At 52.9% G+C, this 18,032-nt stretch carries 9 protein-coding genes; 7 read left to right on the top strand and 2 right to left on the bottom strand.

Translation table 11 applies throughout. From position 1 onward, the window contains the following. Positions 1 to 4 precede the first annotated feature (4 nt). Positions 5 to 2,407 carry a maltodextrin phosphorylase gene (gene malP / locus RAHAQ2_RS02815; RefSeq protein ID WP_014333770.1) on the bottom strand — a complete coding sequence of 801 codons (2,403 nt, stop codon included), beginning with the start codon at positions 2,405 to 2,407 and terminating at the stop codon, positions 5 to 7. A gap of 322 nt (positions 2,408 to 2,729) precedes the next feature. Between malP and malT the strand changes: the two genes are divergently transcribed. The 4 genes from malT (at position 2,730) to pdeR (ending at position 10,973) form a co-directional block, all read left to right on the top strand. After that, the gene (malT, locus tag RAHAQ2_RS02810; RefSeq protein WP_014333769.1) at positions 2,730 to 5,456 is read left to right on the top strand and encodes an HTH-type transcriptional regulator MalT; all 2,727 of its coding nucleotides are present in this window, start codon (positions 2,730 to 2,732) and stop codon (positions 5,454 to 5,456) included. A 252-nt stretch (positions 5,457 to 5,708) separates the two neighbouring features. Further along, on the top strand, positions 5,709 to 5,993 hold the full coding sequence (locus RAHAQ2_RS02805) for a YjcB family protein (RefSeq protein WP_013573866.1): 285 nt from the start codon (positions 5,709 to 5,711) through the stop codon (positions 5,991 to 5,993). 381 nt (positions 5,994 to 6,374) lie between these two features. Beyond that, positions 6,375 to 8,672 (top strand): beta-glucosidase BglX, encoded by a 2,298-nt coding sequence (gene bglX, locus RAHAQ2_RS02800; protein WP_014333768.1) that lies wholly within the window; start codon positions 6,375 to 6,377, stop codon positions 8,670 to 8,672. A 282-nt stretch (positions 8,673 to 8,954) separates the two neighbouring features. Then, positions 8,955 to 10,973, top strand: a complete 2,019-nt coding sequence (gene pdeR / locus RAHAQ2_RS02795) for a cyclic di-GMP phosphodiesterase (RefSeq protein WP_014333767.1) — start codon at positions 8,955 to 8,957, stop codon at positions 10,971 to 10,973. A 29-nt stretch (positions 10,974 to 11,002) separates the two neighbouring features. Here the strand turns inward: pdeR and RAHAQ2_RS02790 are convergent, their stop codons facing one another. After that, entirely contained in the window at positions 11,003 to 11,869 is an 867-nt protein-coding gene (locus RAHAQ2_RS02790) for a crotonase/enoyl-CoA hydratase family protein (RefSeq protein ID WP_014333766.1), read from the bottom strand. A 395-nt stretch (positions 11,870 to 12,264) separates the two neighbouring features. Between RAHAQ2_RS02790 and RAHAQ2_RS02785 the strand changes: the two genes are divergently transcribed. The 3 genes from RAHAQ2_RS02785 (at position 12,265) to RAHAQ2_RS02775 (ending at position 18,023) form a co-directional block, all read left to right on the top strand. Then, positions 12,265 to 14,301: an NADPH-dependent 2,4-dienoyl-CoA reductase gene (locus tag RAHAQ2_RS02785; protein WP_014333765.1), complete on the top strand. Its 2,037-nt coding sequence runs from the start codon at positions 12,265 to 12,267 to the stop codon at positions 14,299 to 14,301. Positions 14,302 to 14,860: 559 nt separating this feature from the next. Beyond that, a complete protein-coding gene (tssL, locus tag RAHAQ2_RS02780; RefSeq protein WP_014333764.1) occupies positions 14,861 to 15,493 on the top strand; it encodes a type VI secretion system protein TssL, short form in 633 nt (210 codons plus the stop codon). 157 nt (positions 15,494 to 15,650) lie between these two features. Further along, a complete protein-coding gene (locus tag RAHAQ2_RS02775) occupies positions 15,651 to 18,023 on the top strand; it encodes a type VI secretion system Vgr family protein (protein WP_014333763.1) in 2,373 nt (790 codons plus the stop codon). Positions 18,024 to 18,032: the final 9 nt, after the last annotated feature.

Below are 18,032 nucleotides of genomic sequence, written 5' to 3'. Positions count from 1 at the left end.
CTCCTTATCGCTTCGCCTGCCAGATCCGCTGCTGATAATCGCGGATCGAGCGGTCGGAACTGAACATCCCTACGCGGGCCGTGTTGAGGATAGTTTTGCGCGTCCATTCATCCTGGTCGCGGTACAGCGCGTCGACTTTTTGCTGTGCGGCGCAGTAATCCGCAAAGTCAGCCAGCACCAGATACGGGTCGCCGCCGCCCAGTAAACTGTCGAGCATCAGGCTGAACGCCTGCTTGTCGCCATGACTGAAGAAGCCGTTTTCCAGTTCTTTGAGGATCTTATCCAGGTGTTTGTCTTTCTTGCGAATTTTAAGCGGATCGTAGCCTTTCGCCTGCAAGGCTTTGACCTGATCGACGGTATGGCCAAAGATGAAGATATTGTCTTCTCCGACCTCTCCGGCAATCTCAACGTTCGCACCGTCGAGCGTGCCGACGGTCAGTGCGCCGTTCAGCGCCAGTTTCATGTTGCCGGTACCGGACGCTTCTTTACCGGCAGTCGAAATCTGCTCGGAAACATCGGCTGCCGGGATCATCAGTTCAGCCACGGACACGCGGTAATCCGGGATAAACACCACTTTAATGCGGTCACGCACCAGCGGATCGTTATTTACTTTTTCCGCGACCTTATTGATAGCGTAGATAATGTTTTTCGCCAGGTAATAACCCGGCGCGGCTTTCGCGCCGAACAGGAAGACACGCGGCACCAGATCCATTTCCGGGTTATCACGCAACTGCCGGTACAGCGACAAAATATGCAGCAGGTTGAGATGCTGACGTTTGTATTCATGCAGACGTTTGATCTGTACATCGAAAATGGCGTCAGGGTTGAGGGTCAGTCCCATCACCTGTTTCACGTAATGCGCCAGTTTGATTTTGTTCTCACGCTTAATGGCCTGATAACGCTGACGGAATTGCTTGTCGTCGGCAGAACTTTCCAGCCCTTTCAGCGCATCGAGGTCATTCACCCATTCCGTTTTCAGGGTGTCATCAATCAGTGATGACAACGCCGGGTTACACTGTTTCAGCCAGCGGCGCGGGGTGATGCCGTTGGTCACGTTATGGAATTTATTCGGCCACAGCAGGTGATATTCCGGGAACAGGTCTTTGACCACCAGTTCGGAATGCAACGCGGCCACGCCGTTTACCGCAAAACCACTGACCACGCACAGATTCGCCATCCGCACTTGCTTGTTCTGATGGACCGACAGTTTTTCCCATACGGCTTTGTCACCCGGCCACTGTTTTTCCACCACTTTTTTGAAGCGGGCATTGATGGCTTTGATCAGCGAGAAATGGCGCGGCAGCAGGCTGCGTACCAGCTTTTCATCCCAGCATTCCAGCGCTTCCGGCATCAGCGTGTGGTTGGTGTACGCGAACGTCTGGCGGGTGATCGCCCAGGCCGCATCCCATTCAAGCTGGTGTTCGTCGAGCAAAATACGCAGCAGTTCAGGAATGGCAATGGTCGGGTGCGTGTCATTGAGCTGGATGACTTCGAATTTGGGTAAATCCTCAATTTTACGGCCAAGGAAATGATGGCGGCGCAGGATATCGGCCACCGAGCAGGCGCACTGGAAATACTGCTGCATCAGGCGCAGGCGTTTACCGGCCTGGTGATTATCATTCGGATAAAGCACTTTGGTGAGTTTGGCGGCATCAATGCCTTTTTGCTCGGCTTGAAGAAACTCACCGTCATTGAACAGCGTCAGGTCGAACGGATGCACGTCAGTGGCCTGCCACAAACGCAGTGGCTGAGTGACGCCATTTTTGTACCCGACCACCGGCAGATCCCAGGCTTCACCCCGCAGGGTAAACGCCGGATGCCACTGTTCTGCGCCCTTTTCGTTTTTCGTCAGTTTGCCGCCAAACGCCACATCGACCGACAGCGAACTGTTATGGCTGAACCACGGATAGCATTCGCGATGCCAGTTATCCGGCGCTTCCTGTTGTTTGCCTTCGCTGAATGACTGGCGGAAAAGACCGTACTGATAGTTCAGCCCGTAGCCGGTCGCCGGTTGCCCGACGGTCGCCATGGAATCGAGGAAACAGGCAGCCAGACGGCCTAATCCGCCATTGCCCAGCGCCGGATCGGTTTCCTGCTCCAGCACATCGGCCAGCCCGACACCCTGCTCTTTCAGCACCTGACTGACCGTATCGTACCAGCCGAGATTAATCAGATTGTTTGCGGTCAGGCGCCCGATCAGGAATTCCATCGAAATATAGTTAACGTGCCGTTGCGGCTGTTTTGTTGCTTTTGGCGCGGGCTGCGCACTCAGTTGTTCAGATAATGCGGCACTGGTGGCCTGCCACCACTGATGCGGTGTCATATCCTGTGCCTGCTGCAAACCGAACCCTTGCCACTGGCGTTTCAGCGCGGCTGAAAACTGCGTCTTATCCAAAGTCACCTGCATTTCATGCCTCTTTATCCGGGAATTTGTAGGGAAAGTCTGGGGTTGATTATCACTATGCTGACGCGTGTGTCGGTGAGCGGCATCATCCCGTTGAAGATTAGACAGGGAGGAGAAACGGGGCGTAGCCGGAGGAGAGGGAGGGTCAGGGCAGATGCCTGAAAATTTGTATTAAGAAGTGTGATGCAGAGCAACTTAACGGCATGTAAAAACGTAACATTCTTGCAATCAATGTTTCAAAGGAGGACTTTAGAAAAAGTGATTAATTACACGCTGTGAAATAAATAACGCCCCCTCTGTCCTTCTGTCAAAAGAATCGAAAAAAATGCTGATCCCTTCAAAATTGAGCCGCCCGGTGCGGCAGCAAAATACAGTGGTTCGCGAGCGTCTGCTGACGAAGCTCTCGACTGCGCCCAATTATCGTCTGACCCTGGTCGCCAGTCCGGCAGGCTATGGAAAAACGACGCTGGTGGCACACTGGGCAGCAGGTAAAAGCGATCTGGGCTGGTATTCTCTTGATGAAAGCGACAATCAGCCGGAGCGCTTTGCCAGCTATCTGATTGCTGCAGTGCAGCAGGCCTGCGGCGGGCATTGCGTTAAAAGCGAGGCGCTGAGCCTCAAGCATCAGTACGCCAGTTTACCGGCGCTGTTTGCCCAGCTTTTTGTGGAACTTTCCGACTGGCACAGCCCGCTGCTGCTGGTGATCGACGATTATCATCTGATTTCCAATGACGCCATTCATGAAGGGATGCGTTTTTTCCTGCGCCATCAGCCGGAGAATCTGTCACTGGTGGTGCTTTCACGCACCCTGCCACCGCTGGGCATCGCCAATATGCGTGTGCGGGATCAACTGCTGGAACTCAATGCCTCGCATCTGGCATTTACCCATCCGGAAACACAGCAATTTTTCGACAACCGGCTGAAAGACCCGATTGATCAGGCAGACAGCAGCCGGCTGTGTGACGAAGTCGCAGGCTGGGCCACCGCGTTGCAGCTGATTGCCTTATCGGCGCGGCAGTCTTCCCACTCCTCACAGCATTCGACGCAGCAGTCCGCACGCAAACTGGCCGGGCTGAATGCCAGCCATCTTTCTGAATATCTGGTGGATGAAGTGCTGGATCGCGTCGATGCACCGACGCGTGATTTCCTCCTGCGCTGCTCGCTGCTGCGCTCAATGAACGATGCACTGATTGTGCGCCTGACCGGCAGCGAAAATGGCCAGCAACGTCTGGAAGAGCTGGAACGTCAGGGATTATTCATCAACCGTATGGATGACAGCGGCGAATGGTTTAACTTCCACCCGCTGTTTGCCACCTTCCTGCGTCAGCGCTGTCAGTGGGAACTGGCATCCGAGCTGCCTGCCATTCACCGCGCTGCCGCCGAAGGCTGGCTGGCACAAGGTTTCCCGGCCGAAGCGATTCATCATGCGCTGGGTGCTGAAGACACCAATCTGCTGCGCGATATTTTGCTGCAGCATGCCTGGGCGCTGTTTAATCAAAGCGAACTGGCGTTGCTGGAAGAATGTCTGGCGGCTCTGCCTTATGACCGGCTGATTCAGAATCCTAAACTGGTGCTGTTGCAGGCGTGGCTGGCACAAAGTCAGCACCGTTATGCCGAAGTTGACGTGTTGCTGGCCCGCGCTGAAAGTGAAATGAAACAGCATAATATCGTGATGGAACAGACGCTGGCGGCCGAGTTTGATGCCCTGCGAGCGCAGGTGGCTATCAACGACGGACGTCAGGATGAGGCGGAAAAACTGGCCGCCGAAGCCCTGCGCTATCTGCCTTATGAAAGCTATTACAGCCGCATTGTGGCCACCTCCGTGACCGGTGAAATTCAGCACTGCAAAGGGGATCTCACCCGCGCACTGCCGCTGATGCAGCAGACCGAACAAATCGCCCGCCGTTATGAAGCCTATCACTACGCCTTATGGGCGCTGCTGCAACAGAGTGAAATTCTGATTGCTCAGGGCTTTTTGCAGGCCGCGTTTGAGATGCAGGATCGCGCTTTTGAACTGGTGCGCGAACAGCATCTCGAACAGTTGCCCATGCACGAATTTTTACTGCGTTTACGTTCACAACTGCTGTGGTCGTGGTCGCGGCTCGACGATGCGGAAGAAGCCGCGCGTGAAGGGCTCAACGTGCTGAGCAATTTCCAGCCACAGCAGCAGTTGCAATGCCTGGCGATGCTGGCGAAATGTTCGCTGGCACGCGGCCAGCTCGATAACGCCCATCACCATTTACAGCGCTGCGAGGCATTGCTGAAAACGGGTCAGTATCATATCGACTGGCTGACCAATACCGATAAGCCGCGGGTGATTTACTGGCAGATGATTGGCGATAAAAACGCGGCACGCCAGTGGCTGCAACAGGCGCGTAAACCGGACATGGCGGATAACCATTTCCAGCAAGGTCAGTGGCGCAATATCGCCCGCGTACAGATTTTGCTGGAACAGTTTGATGAAGCAGAAGTGGTTCTGGATGAGCTCAATCAGAATGCCCGCCAGTTGCGCCTGACCAGCGATCTGAACCGCAACTTGCTGCTAAGTAACTTACTTTACTGGCAAACCGGGCGCAAAAGTGATGCTCAGAAGGTATTGATTGAAGCGCTCGGGCTGGCGAACCGCACCGGCTTTGTCAGCCATTTCGTCATCGAAGGGGAAATGATGGCGCAACAACTGCGCCAGTTGATCCAGCTTAATCTGCTGCCGGAGCTGGAACAGCGCCGCGCCCAGCAGATTTTGCGCGAAATTAACCAGCATCACCGCCATAAGTTTGCCCATTTCGACGAAGGCTTTGTGAATAAACTGCTGACCCATCCGCAGGTGCCGGAACTTATCCGCACCAGCCCGCTGACGCAGCGCGAATGGCAGGTTCTGGGGCTGATTTACTCCGGCTACAGTAATGACCAGATTGCCGGTGAGCTGGATGTCGCATCGACGACCATCAAAACACATATCCGTAATCTGTATCAGAAACTGGGTGTCGCGCACCGGCAGGAAGCGGTGCAACAGGCTCAGCATCTGTTACAAGTGATGGGTTACGGTGCCTGATTATTTCTTCAAACCACGTCGCGATTTATCCGCTTTTCATAACACATCATCAAAATAAGTTGATGTGTTATGCCTATTTTTCATTAGCGAACATTTTTTGCTCAAAAATAAAATCCGGTGATATAATGTGACCGTCGTCACATAATTGTAATTCACCATTTCTTCAGTAAAGCCCATTGCCCGCCCGTTGTCGCCGCCTTGCGGCTGATTTTGGCTTCGTGCAAATGGCTGTAGTGAGTAAGGATTTTATCGATGGGTACATTAACTGCCGGGATTTTAATGATGCGCTGGGAATTACTGAGCGCCTTTTTGATGTTCTGCACCAGCCAGCTTAATATTGTTTGCCGCCAGTCCAGCCGCAATACGATGGCATTCGTATGCAGCGGTATCGGCCTGACCGTGACCTGTTTCTTTGTCATGAGCCTGATGGGCATGAGCTACAACGCCGTTGCCGTCGCGCAATTCTGGGCAAACACCAAGGACGTTTTCTTTGACGTCATGAGCAAAACCCCGACCGATATGTCTTACTACTATTAATCCGATGTCCTGAAGGGATATTCCAGATTGTTAAAGGGCAGAGCCGCATGTTCTGCCCTTTTTATTATTCCCGCGCGTTCCCCTCGCCGTACTTTTGATGCTTATTTGTTCAGCCAGACGTCATTTAATCCTAAATATAAAAATTTGCGGGATGCATCGAAGGTCTTTTTGTATCTATCATTCTGATTACCTGTAAATTGCGGGATGTCCCGAAAGGTAAAAAGAGAGTGTGATAACGCCTAAACTATTCATTGCTAATAGTTGAACGGACGTATTAGATTCTCACTCTATACTTTTCATAGAATGATCATTGCTTTGTTTGCTTCAGGCTGCTGAATTTTCTCTGATTTGGCTCCCCTGTTTATGGCTGAAGGAATTCCGATGAATACGCATCACATGCTTGGCGCGTTAGTGTTACTGGTAAGTTCTGCTTCTTCTCTCGCCGTTGAAACAACGGGCATACCTCAGGATCAGGTGAAAGAGCGCAACGCGTTCATTGCCGATCTGATGAAAAAAATGACCCTTGATGAAAAAATCGGTCAGCTGAATCTGGTCACTGTGGGGCCTGAATACCAAAAAGAAGCCATCATGGCTGACATCCGCGCCGGTAAAGTCGGTGGCGTGTTTAACACGGTAACAAAACCCGATATCCGCCGGATGCAGGATCAGGTGCAATACAGCCGCCTGAAAATCCCTCCGTTTTATGCCTATGACGTGGTGCATGGGCAGCGCACTATTTTTCCTATCAGCCTCGGCCTGGCGGCGAGCTGGGATATGCAGGCGGTTGCCACCAGCGCACGCATTTCCGCACTGGAAACGGCGGCTGATGGCCTGAACATGACGTTCTCACCGATGGTTGATATCACCCGTGATCCGCGCTGGGGCCGTGTTTCTGAAGGTTTCGGCGAAGATACCTACCTGACCTCACGCCTCGCGCATGAAATGGTTACCGGTTATCAGGGTAAAGATCCCTCTGCCCCTGACGCCGTCATGGCCAACGTCAAACACTATGCGTTGTACGGCGCTGTCGAAGGCGGCCGCGAATACAACACCGTGGACATGAGCCTGACCCGCATGTTCAATGATTACATGCCACCGTATAAAGCAGCAGTCGATGCCGGTGCTGGCGGCGTGATGGTGGCGCTGAACAGCATTAACGGCATTCCTGCCACCTCGAATACCTGGCTGCTGAAAGATATTCTGCGCGACGACTGGCAGTTCAAAGGCCTGACCGTCAGCGACCACGGTGCCATTGGCGGGCTGGTCAAACATGGCGTAGCCGAAGACGATCGTCAGGCAGCCGCGATGGCGCTGAAAGCCGGTGTCGATATGGACATGGCCGACAATATGTATGGTAAATACCTGAAAGGGTTACTTGCCGACGGTCTGGTAAGCCAGAAAGATATTGACCGCGCCGTGCGTGATGTTCTGGCGGCGAAATGGGATATGGGACTGTTTGTCGATGAATATCGTCATTTAGGCCCGCCGTCGAGCGACCCGGCTGACACTAACGCCGAAAGCCGCCTGCACCGTCAGGAGGCGCGCGAAGTGGCGCGTACCTCGCTGGTGCTGCTGAAAAATAACGATCAAACGTTGCCGTTACAGAAAAAAGGCACGATTGCCGTCGTGGGCGCGCTGGCTGACAGCAAGCGTGACGTGATGGGCAGCTGGTCGGCGGCCGGTAAAGCGGCGCAGGCAGTCACGGTGTTGCAGGGCATGAAAGATGTGCTCGGTGATAAAGGCACCATCCTGTATGCCCGCGGTGCCAACGTCACTGACGATCAGGCTATGGTCGATTTCCTGAACTCTTACGAGAAACAGGTGATCAACGATCCGCGCAAACCACAGGATATGATTGACGAAGCAGTGAAAACCGCAGAAAAAGCTGACGTTGTAGTCGCTGTCGTCGGTGAAGCACAAGGCATGGCGCATGAAGCCTCCAGCCGTTCCGATATCAACATTCCGCAAAGCCAGCGGGATTTGCTTAAGGCACTGAAAGCCACCGGTAAGCCGCTGGTTGTTGTGTTAATGAATGGCCGCCCGCTGACCCTGTCATGGGAAAACGAAATTTCTGACGCCATGCTGGAAACCTGGTTCAGCGGCACCGAAGGCGGACATGCGATTGCCGACGTACTGTTTGGCGATTACAATCCATCAGGCAAACTGCCGATGACCTTCCCGCGCTCTGTCGGGCAAATTCCTTTGTATAACAGCGTGCTTAATACCGGCCGCCCGTTTAATCCGCAGCATCCGGATAAATACACCACCCGTTATTTTGATATCACCAACGGCCCGCTGTTCCCGTTCGGTTATGGTCTGAGCTACACCCGTTTCAGTGTGTCTGACGTGAATTTGTCCTCCACCACGATGGATGCAGGACATCCGCTGACCGCCAGCGTGACGGTGAAAAACACCGGCAAAGTCAGCGGCGCGACTATCGTCCAGATGTACCTGCAGGATGTTACGGCGTCGATCAGTCGTCCGGTTAAGGAGCTGAAAAACTTCGAGAAAATCAACCTGCAACCGGGCGAAGAGAAAATCGTGACATTTGCGATCACTGAAAAAGATTTACGTTTCTACAACGACAAGTTGAAATGGGCTTCTGAGCCCGGAAAGTTCAATGTATTCGTGGGGTTAGATTCTCAGGATGTGAAAAAAACCAGTTTCCTGCTGAAATAACTTTCCGGGCCTGAAACCGGGCCCGGAACACAATCATAAACGTTCTCTCTCAGGCGGTATTCCGGCAACGGAGGCCGCCTGTTCTGAGCAGTAATTTCTGTCCGGTTACTGGCTATATAACGGACAGTTGCTAACCTTAAATTCAATGTGTTACGCCATTCCGCCCTTATCCATTTTTTTACGGAGCGCTGCGGGTGTGCTGAACAGAGTAAGCTCCGTCTGTGCTGACTGTCGACTGTCGCCACACTGGCGGCGTATAGCGTTCTTTGCGGAGAAACATTCATGGTCGACTCTCAAGATGCTTCCCTTCTGTACCTGCATTTTGGTACACCGCGCCCCTATTGGCGACTGAGTTCAGACAGTAATGCGCTGGAGTTATCCGCAGAGAAAGGCGTTGTCAATATTGCTATCCCTCTGACGCAGTGGCAGGCAGGGAAAATAAAGCAACTGACCGGGATCACCTCAAGTTTTGCGCTGGATATCACCCTGTTCGGATCCCCCGTGCGTCTGTATCTTGTCGGGCGGAAAATCGACAGCAAAGCCTGGGCCGGTACGGCCTCCGCTTATCATGACACCGAGTCTGTCGCGCATGACCTTGAAGTCGGACTGACCTTTGCTGAGCAGGTGGTTTCCGAAGCCAACTCCGTGATTGTCATTATTGACCAGGAAGGCAAAGTCCACCGTTTTAACCGCCTGAGCGAAGAATATACCGGCCTGCGCGAAGAAGATGTTATCGGGCGAAGTGCCTATGACTTATTCATGTCAATGGAAGAAGGTCTGGCCTCACGTCAGAACATCACTGGCTTTTTTCAGCACCAGCAATCTTATGAAGTGGAACGCTGGATCAATACCGTCAAAGGCCAGCGCCTGTTCCTGTTTCGCAATAAATTCGTCCACAGCGGCAGCGGCAAACAGCAAAAATATCTGATTTGCTCCGGCTCTGACATCACCGACGAACGCAAGGCACAGGAGCGTTTGCGCGTGCTGGCAAACACCGATCTGGTGACCGGTTTCGCTAACCGTAATGCCTTGCAGGAATCCCTTGCCAGAGCACTCCTCGAGCGTGGTGAAAACAAAGTCGGGCTGATTTATCTGGATCTGGATAACTTCAAAAAAGTTAACGACGCCTACGGGCATATGTTTGGTGATCACCTGCTGCGGGCGGTGTCTGATGCCATTCAGGATTGCCTGTCGCCTGACGATAAACTGGCGCGGCTCGGCGGCGATGAATTCATTATTCTCAGCACGCATGCTGAGATAAAAACGCTGGAAGCGCTGAGTCAGCGGGTTCTGCGCAGGCTTACTTTGCCGTTCCGTATCGGACTGATTGAAGTGTATACCGGCTGTTCAGCCGGGATCGCGATTTGCCCGGAACACGGTACCGACGGAGACACACTGTTGCAAAACGCCGATACTGCCATGTATGCAGCCAAGGAAAAAGGCAAAAATGTACACTGTGTGTTCTCATCAGGTATGAATGAGAAAGCCTCTGAATACATGTGGTTAGATACTCATTTACGCAAAGCCTTGTCTGAGAAAGATCAACTGGTCTTACACTATCAGCCGAAAGTGTCGCTTTACGGCAATGTGCAAAGCGTGGAAGCGCTGCTGCGCTGGCATTCTCCGGAACGCGGTCTGATCCAGCCTCAGAGCTTTATTCCTTATGCCGAAGAATCCGGTCTCATCACGCCAATCGGCAAATGGGTGATTGAAACGGCAACCCGTCAGGCGACGGAATGGCAGAAAAAAGGGCTGAATTTGCGTGTGGCGGTGAATCTTTCCGGACGACAGCTCAATAACGCTTCATTCATCACGACGTTATCGGATGCCATGAAAAAAGCTGGCATGAAAGGTTGTCTGCTGGATTTCGAGCTGACAGAAAGTTGCCTGGTGGAAGACGAAGGTGCAGCGGTTACCATGATTAACCAGTTGCATAAACTGGGCGCGCAGGTGCATCTGGATGATTTCGGTACCGGTTATTCTTCACTGTCACAACTGGCGAGGATCCCCCTCGACTGCATCAAGCTGGATCAAAGCTTTATCCGTGGAATCAATGACAACCCGGTGTCTCAGGCGCTGGTGCGGGCGATTGTGGCGGTGGCAAAAACGCTGCAACTGACGGTGGTCGCGGAAGGGGTGGAAACGGCGGAAGAAGAGAAGCTGATTGACGAAATCGGTGTGGACAGCAAACAGGGCTTTTTGTACGCCAAGCCAATGCCCGCGAGTGAGCTGGAGCACTGGCTTGAGGAAAAAATGATTGCTTCACCCCATGTTTTTAAACACAAAGCAAAACAGAAATAGCGCCAGTGACGGGCTGTCTCTGCCTGCTGCTAGCCGGTTTTACGCAATGATGCCGTATGCCGGTTTTGCAGCATGACCAGACGCTCCATATAACTCAGGTCTTTCTCCTCCAGCGTAAACGCTGCATCCACCCAATCCTCCGTAATATCCATCAGTTCTGAACGCGATAATTGCAACACACGCTGACGTGCGCGGATCATCGCCCGGATGCCGTTGAGCTTGGGCCGCAAAACATCCATGAACGTGCGTGTGGCGTTGAAGGCTTCCCCCGGCTGGAACAACACATCCACCAGCCCGCGGCTTTCAAACCATTCGGCGGTATGCGACTCGCCGCTGGAAATCAGTTCCTCCGCCAGCTTCATCCCCGCCTTGCGTGTCACCAGCGAGTAACCGCCCATTCCCGGGAAAAGGTTAAACGCGATCTCAGGAAACCCCATCCGTGCCGTGTTCTGCGCCAGCACATAGTGGTGCGCCAGTGCGGCCTCAAAGCCGCCGCCAAGCGCCGTGCCTTCGATCATCGACAAACTGATCGCCCCCACATCAAACCCGCGTGCGGCGGCGTGTACGCAGTCCACACAGGATCTGGCGTAAGCGCGTAACGCCTCACGTTTGTTATTGACGATGGAATCAACAAAGAAACTCAGATCACCTCCCACGTTGTACATATTGGGCACCAGAGAACCGGTGACCCAGAAATCGAAACGCAGTCCCGACGCTTTTGCGGTATAAGTCAGCGCCATGATGTCCTCAATGAGTTCCTGATTAAAACAGGGCCGTGGATAAGACCTGAGCATCATCCACATGACATTACGGCCTTCTTCATAATAGGCTGCAATCTGGGACAAATGCCCGGCTTCGGTGAACGGGCGGCAGGCTGTATGGTCAATAAGATTCATAGTATATATCCAGATTAGAATTGAATTTTTAGGGTGAAGCAGCTTCAGCCTAGTCCAGCTCTAACCCGAACTGAATCGATTCGATATCGTTTTATAAAAATAATCCTAACGACTGCAACCCCTTAAAAAAAGGTTAAAAATAAGCAACCTGTAATAAGACCTGAGTATGTAAAAACACAGAAATAAGTATTTCTCCTGCTATCTGATGCTTTTTTCCGTCCTCAAATTCCCCTTTACCCCGTAATAAAGCGCGACGAAAAATATGCATCATCGTTAATTAACGCTTAGCGAATTCCTCAGGGTGATACATATCACAGTCATTGCACACTGACTTTCCAATTGTTCTGCCAGCAGCTAAATTGAACTCATCTCATCCGACCACTTAAGAGAATTCCATGACTGAACGCGCTTCGCTGTTTTATCCGCACCTGCTGGCGCCGCTGGATTTAGGTTTTACCCGGCTGAAAAACCGCGTGCTGATGGGCTCCATGCATACCGGGCTGGAAGAACGGCAGGACGGGCCTGAACGTCTGGCGGCCTTTTATGCAGAACGTGCTGCGGCAGGTGTCGGGCTTATTGTCACCGGCGGCATCTCCCCTAACGCGCAGGGCGTGGTGTATCAGGGCGGGTCAGTACTCGCCGAACAGGAACACCTCACACATCACCGGGTGGTGACTGACGCGGTTCATGCTGCTGGCGGCAAAATTGCGTTACAGATCCTTCACGCGGGCCGCTACAGCTATCAACCTCACCCCGTCGCGCCTTCTGCCCTTCAGGCACCGATCAACCGTTTTACGCCGCATGCGTTGAGTGAAGAGGAAATTGAATCCACACTGGCGGATTTCGCCCGCTGCGCGCGGCTGGCGAAAGAATCGGGTTATGACGGTGTGGAAATCATGGGCTCAGAAGGTTATCTGATTAATCAGTTTCTCACCGCGCGCACCAACCAGCGCACGGACCGCTGGGGCGGTTCTGCTGATAACCGCATGCGGTTTGCTACCGAAACCGTGCGTCGTGTGCGTGAAACCTGCGGCCGGGAATTCATCATTATTTATCGCTTATCCATGCTGGATCTGGTCGAGGAAGGCTCGGACTGGCAGGAAGTCGAAACACTGGCGCAGCGCATCGAACAGGCGGGGGCGAGCATGATCAATACCGGCATCGGCTGGCATGAAGCGCGTATTCCGACCATTGCCACCATGGTGCCACGCGCGGCGTTCAGTTGGGTGACGCAAAAACTGATGGGCAAAGTCGGGATCCCGCTGATCACCACCAACCGTATTAATGACCCTGAGGTCGCGGAGAAAATCCTCGCCGAAGACTGTGCGGATATGGTTTCGATGGCGCGCCCGTTCCTTGCCGATCCGGCGTTTGTCGAAAAGGCCGCGCAGGGACGGGCTGATGAAATCAACACCTGCATCGGCTGTAATCAGGCCTGTCTCGATCAGATCTTCGCCGGGGAAGTTACCTCGTGTCTGGTGAATCCGCGCGCCTGTCGGGAAACGCAGTTACCGGTCACCCGCGCGCTAATCACCCGGCGTCTGGCCGTGGTAGGCTCAGGGCCTGCCGGACTGGCGTTTGCCACCACCGCCGCCAGCCGCGGGCATCACGTCACGTTATTTGAGGCACACAATGAAATCGGCGGGCAGTTTAATATCGCCAAACAGATCCCCGGTAAAGAAGAGTTTTATCAGACGCTGCGTTATTACGCGCGTCAGCTGACATTACTGGGCGTGACACTGCGTCTGGGGGAAACCGTGAATGCCAGCCAGCTCACCGGCTACGACGATGTGATCCTCGCCTGCGGTATTTCACCGCGCCTGCCGGATATTGCCGGTATTGATCACCCGAGTGTGCTGACCTATCTGGACGTGCTGCGGGATAAAAAACCGGTCGGGCAGCGTGTCGCGATTATTGGCGCGGGCGGTATTGGTTTTGATACCGCCGAATATCTGAGCCACAGCGGCTCGTCGTCGAGTCTCAGCCCTCAGGCTTTCAGCCACGAATGGGGAATCGACCAGAGCCTGACATATCGCGGCGGTCTGTCACCCATCGGGCCACAGCCGGAACCCGCGGCGCGGGACATCGTGCTGCTGCAACGCAAAACCACTAAAGTTGGCGCAGGGCTGGGAAAAACCACCGGCTGGATCCACCGCACCAGTCTGCTGCAACGTGGCGTGAAAATGCAAAGTGGTGTCAGTTATGAACGCATTGACGATGCCGGGCTGCATCTGATGATGAACGGCGAACCGGTGTGTCTGGAAGTGGATAACATTATTATCTGCGCCGGGCAGGAACCGCAGCGCGCACTGTATCAGCCGCTGCAGGCGGCCGGTCAAACCGTACATCTGATTGGCGGCGCAGACGTGGCCGTCGAACTCGATGCCCGCCGCGCTATCGATCAGGGCACGCGGCTGGCACTGAAAATTTAGGCACTGGCAGACGAAAAAAAGCCGCGATCAGCGCAATGCCGATCAGCGGCTTTTTCATATCCACGGGCAAAAACATTCAAACATAATTATTCCGGATGTTTAAAACGCTGACTTAATTCTATTAACGCGTTTCTATTAACAGTCTAAAAAAAATTAAAAATCATGATAAAAACATCACGAAATACCAAAATAATTTATCCTGTATTTACTAACCCGGTTACCGCCCGATAATTTAAATCATTCACCCAGCGAATGTAAATATTGAAAATTATTGAGTTGAAAATTATAAAGGCGGTACTAATTATCTGAAAATCAGCGCACCCGTGTGTCTGAAAAACTTCACGCACAGGCCTGAATGACAAAACAACATCGCTACAGGCCACGCCGGAAGGGGGCCGGACGCAAAACCTCTCCCTGCAACCCTCTGAACATTCATGAATTAAATTAAACAGGCCATATTCATTTTTATATCCCTCCCTGTTGTGTCGTTATAAGCTTAATCCCTGACAGGTTAATTTTATTGCCGGTCTTATTTTTAACCTCACGGATATATTCACTCATGACATCTATTGATGGATTGCTTCAGGGCACCTGGTTACTGGTTATATCGCTAAGACGAAACGATCAGCCGACAGGGGAACCTTTTTATCAGCAGGGCATTATTCAGGTTGATGCGGTACGTAAAGCACTTAAAGACCAAAATATCTCGGTTGAGAATATTGATCATATCACTTACACACAATGTGCTTTGCTTGATGAATCCGCTTCAGGAAATACCCGTCAACGTGTCGTCTGGCAGAATCAGCCCCTGCAAGTTCGTTTCTTTCAGACATTCCAGGCTGGCGAAGAGCTGTATGACCGCATTCGTCAGGTACTGCAGCAGCCTTCGCCCGATATCCGCGTCCTGACGTGTTTTCAACGTGCACTGGCGCTCGGATTTCAGGGCATCTATCGCGATAAGCCAACCCCTGCCCGTCAGGCACTTCTCAATGAACTCAACGAATTAGTTCCTGACTTTGATTTCCCTCTGAATACGCCGGTAATCATAAACCGCCGCTTTATCAGGCGCGGTGGCTGGTTGCGTTCTCCCTGGTTAATCGGATGTGGACTGCTGCTGATAACGCTGCTTCTGAGCGGAGGGCTGAACCTGCAACTGGAACAGTTATTACATCAGTGGCTACCCGAAAGATAGGCGGCTGATTTTCACCTTTCCGACGGACCGGAAAATGCCCCGGGGTCCGTCACCAGAACATCGGGCAGACACGACCTCATGGGCCTCGGTTTACGGCTAGGGGCGGTAGCGTGTCGACATCTTACTGAAACGTTTATCACACTTAAGGAATTCAGAAATGGATATTGCCTCCTCAACGCCACTGAACATTGTCAGCTCCCTAAACCGCTATCAGCTCGCCGTACACAACAGTACTGCCCCCCTCGATGTTGAGTCTTTTGTCGCCAGAGAACATCTGAGCCGGGCCTACCGTTATGTCGTCGACGTCACCAGCGTGATTCAGGACATCGATCCGCAGACTATTCTGATGCAGGACGCCTCGTTCATCATGCAATCCTTACCGGCCACAGCATTCAATATTTTCACGCCGCCACAGGTACAACGCACGGTGCACGGCGTTATCACTCAGTTTGCCCGCTTGTCAGAATCCCGCGATGAAGCACACTACCGCCTGACCCTTGAACCACATTTGGTCCTGCTCGACCACACACGCCGCTGCGCCATTTATCAGAACATGTCAGTACCGGAAATCGTTGAAAAAATCTTGCGGGATAATCACCGTTATCAGGGCTGGCAGTTTGAGTTTCGTCTGAGCCAGAGTTATCCGCGTCGTGAGTTAGTCACCCAGTGGCAACTGTCCGATTTCGACTTTATCCGCCGCCTGCTTTCCGAAGTGGGGATCTGGTTTACTTTCGAAATGGACAACCGCCTCAGGGAAGAAGTGGTGATATTTGGCGATGCCCAGCAGTACTACCAGTTTGATGTCAAACTGCCGGTGAAAGATGTCTCGGGCATGAACGATAACGCCGCAGAGTCCGTCTGGTCTTTGTCAGCACTGCATCAGATCGTCGAAAGTGCCGTCAGGGTAAAGGATTACAACTATCGCGATGCAGCAAATACGCTGACGGTGGAAAACAGTGTGGTGTCAGAGGATAAAACCACCACTGGCAATATTTATCACTATGCCGAAGGCTTTCTGAAAACAGGCGGCGTACAGAAACCAGAACCGGACAGCGCCGGGTTTTATGCCTTTCTGCGCCATGAACGTGACCTGAACGATCAGCATCAGCTATGGGGTAAAACCAACGCTACCCGACTGGCACCGGGGCAAATGTTAGAAATCGACGGCATTATTCCGAAGGCCTACGGGAAAGGCATTCTGATCACCGGAACCGTTGCCCGCGCATCACGAAGCACGTCCTATCAGGTGACTTTCACCGGCATTCCATACAGTGAAACCGTCGGATTTCGTCCTGCGTTGCGGGCGCGTCCGAAAATAATCGGCACCTTACCGGCACGTATCACCAGTATCAGCCCGAACGACATCTACAGCCATATCGATAAAGATGGCCGCTATCGCCTGAATTTCAACTTTGACCTCGATACCTGGAAAGATGGCTATGAAAGCCCGTGGATACGTCTGGCCCGTGCCTATGCCGGGGATACTTACGGGTTACATCTGGTTTTGCTGGCAGGGACGGAAGTGGCTGTAGCCTTCGACGGCGGGCATCCCGATAAGCCGTATATCGCTCATGCCCTTCACGACTCCCGCCACCCTGATCATGTGACTATTGAAAACTATAAACGAAACGTACTGCGCACGCCGGCAAACAACAAACTCAGGCTCGATGACGAACGCGGTAAAGAGCATGTCAAAGTCGCCACGGAATACGGTAAAAGTCAGGTCAGTATCGGGCACCTGGTGGATAACAAGAAAGAACAGCGTGGTGAAGGGTTCGAACTGCGAACAGATCACTGGGGTGCCATCCGTGCCGCCAAAGGTATTTTTATCAGTGCCGACGGTCAGCTTCAGGCGCAGGGAAAAGTTCTCGATATGCATGAAGCGCTTGACGAACTGGAAGCGGCACATCGTGAAGCGATCAGCCTTCACACCGCCGCGAAAATGGCCAAAGCAGAGCTGGCCGATATCGAAAAACAGGCCAGCCTGATGAATGACACGCTTAAACAATTACAACAGCGCGCCCTGCTTCTCTCTGCACCCGCCGGGATCGCGCAAGTTACCCCAGCCAGCCTGCAACTCTCCGCCGGTGAAAACCTGATTGCCACAGCAGGCAAGAATGCCGATATCAGCATCGCGCAAAAACTGCGTATCGCCTCAGGGGAAATTCTCAGTCTGTTCGCCAAAGCCATGGGCATCAAAATGTTTGCCGCCGCCGGCAGGATACAGATCCAGGCGCAAAGTGATGCACTGGATATGTTCTCGAAGAAAGACATGTCGATCGCCAGCAGCGACGGCAAAGTGACTGTTTCAGCCAAAACCGAACTGCTGCTTGAATGCGGCGGCGGTTTTATTCGCATCAAAGGCGGTAACGTGGAAATCGGCGGGCCGGGCAGTGTGTCGGTGAAAAGTGCCACGCTGCAAAAAGTCGGGCCGGACAGCCAGAATGCATCGCTGAAATTACCGGAACACTGCGCTTCGATGATAGACGAAGCGGCGGCGGGTCAGGGACCGACGGTAAGCCTGAGTTAAAGGATGAAT

It is taken from the genome of Rahnella aquatilis CIP 78.65 = ATCC 33071 (genome assembly GCF_000241955.1).
GTDB lineage: Bacteria > Pseudomonadota > Gammaproteobacteria > Enterobacterales > Enterobacteriaceae > Rahnella > Rahnella aquatilis.
Note: the sequence above shows the minus strand (reverse complement) of the source record. Positions and strands in the feature narration are given on the sequence as shown.

What these genes read in the sequence shown, in the direction of transcription:
- RAHAQ2_RS02790 (WP_014333766.1), bottom strand. Translation starts at nt 11,869, where the DNA reads ATGAATCTTATTGACCATACAGCCTGCCGCCCGTTCACCGAAGCCGGG.
- RAHAQ2_RS02775 (WP_014333763.1), top strand. Translation starts at nt 15,651, where the DNA reads ATGGATATTGCCTCCTCAACGCCACTGAACATTGTCAGCTCCCTAAAC.
- malP (WP_014333770.1), bottom strand. Translation starts at nt 2,407, where the DNA reads ATGCAGGTGACTTTGGATAAGACGCAGTTTTCAGCCGCGCTGAAACGC.
- RAHAQ2_RS02805 (WP_013573866.1), top strand. Translation starts at nt 5,709, where the DNA reads ATGGGTACATTAACTGCCGGGATTTTAATGATGCGCTGGGAATTACTG.
- pdeR (WP_014333767.1), top strand. Translation starts at nt 8,955, where the DNA reads ATGGTCGACTCTCAAGATGCTTCCCTTCTGTACCTGCATTTTGGTACA.
- tssL (WP_014333764.1), top strand. Translation starts at nt 14,861, where the DNA reads ATGACATCTATTGATGGATTGCTTCAGGGCACCTGGTTACTGGTTATA.
- bglX (WP_014333768.1), top strand. Translation starts at nt 6,375, where the DNA reads ATGAATACGCATCACATGCTTGGCGCGTTAGTGTTACTGGTAAGTTCT.
- malT (WP_014333769.1), top strand. Translation starts at nt 2,730, where the DNA reads ATGCTGATCCCTTCAAAATTGAGCCGCCCGGTGCGGCAGCAAAATACA.
- RAHAQ2_RS02785 (WP_014333765.1), top strand. Translation starts at nt 12,265, where the DNA reads ATGACTGAACGCGCTTCGCTGTTTTATCCGCACCTGCTGGCGCCGCTG.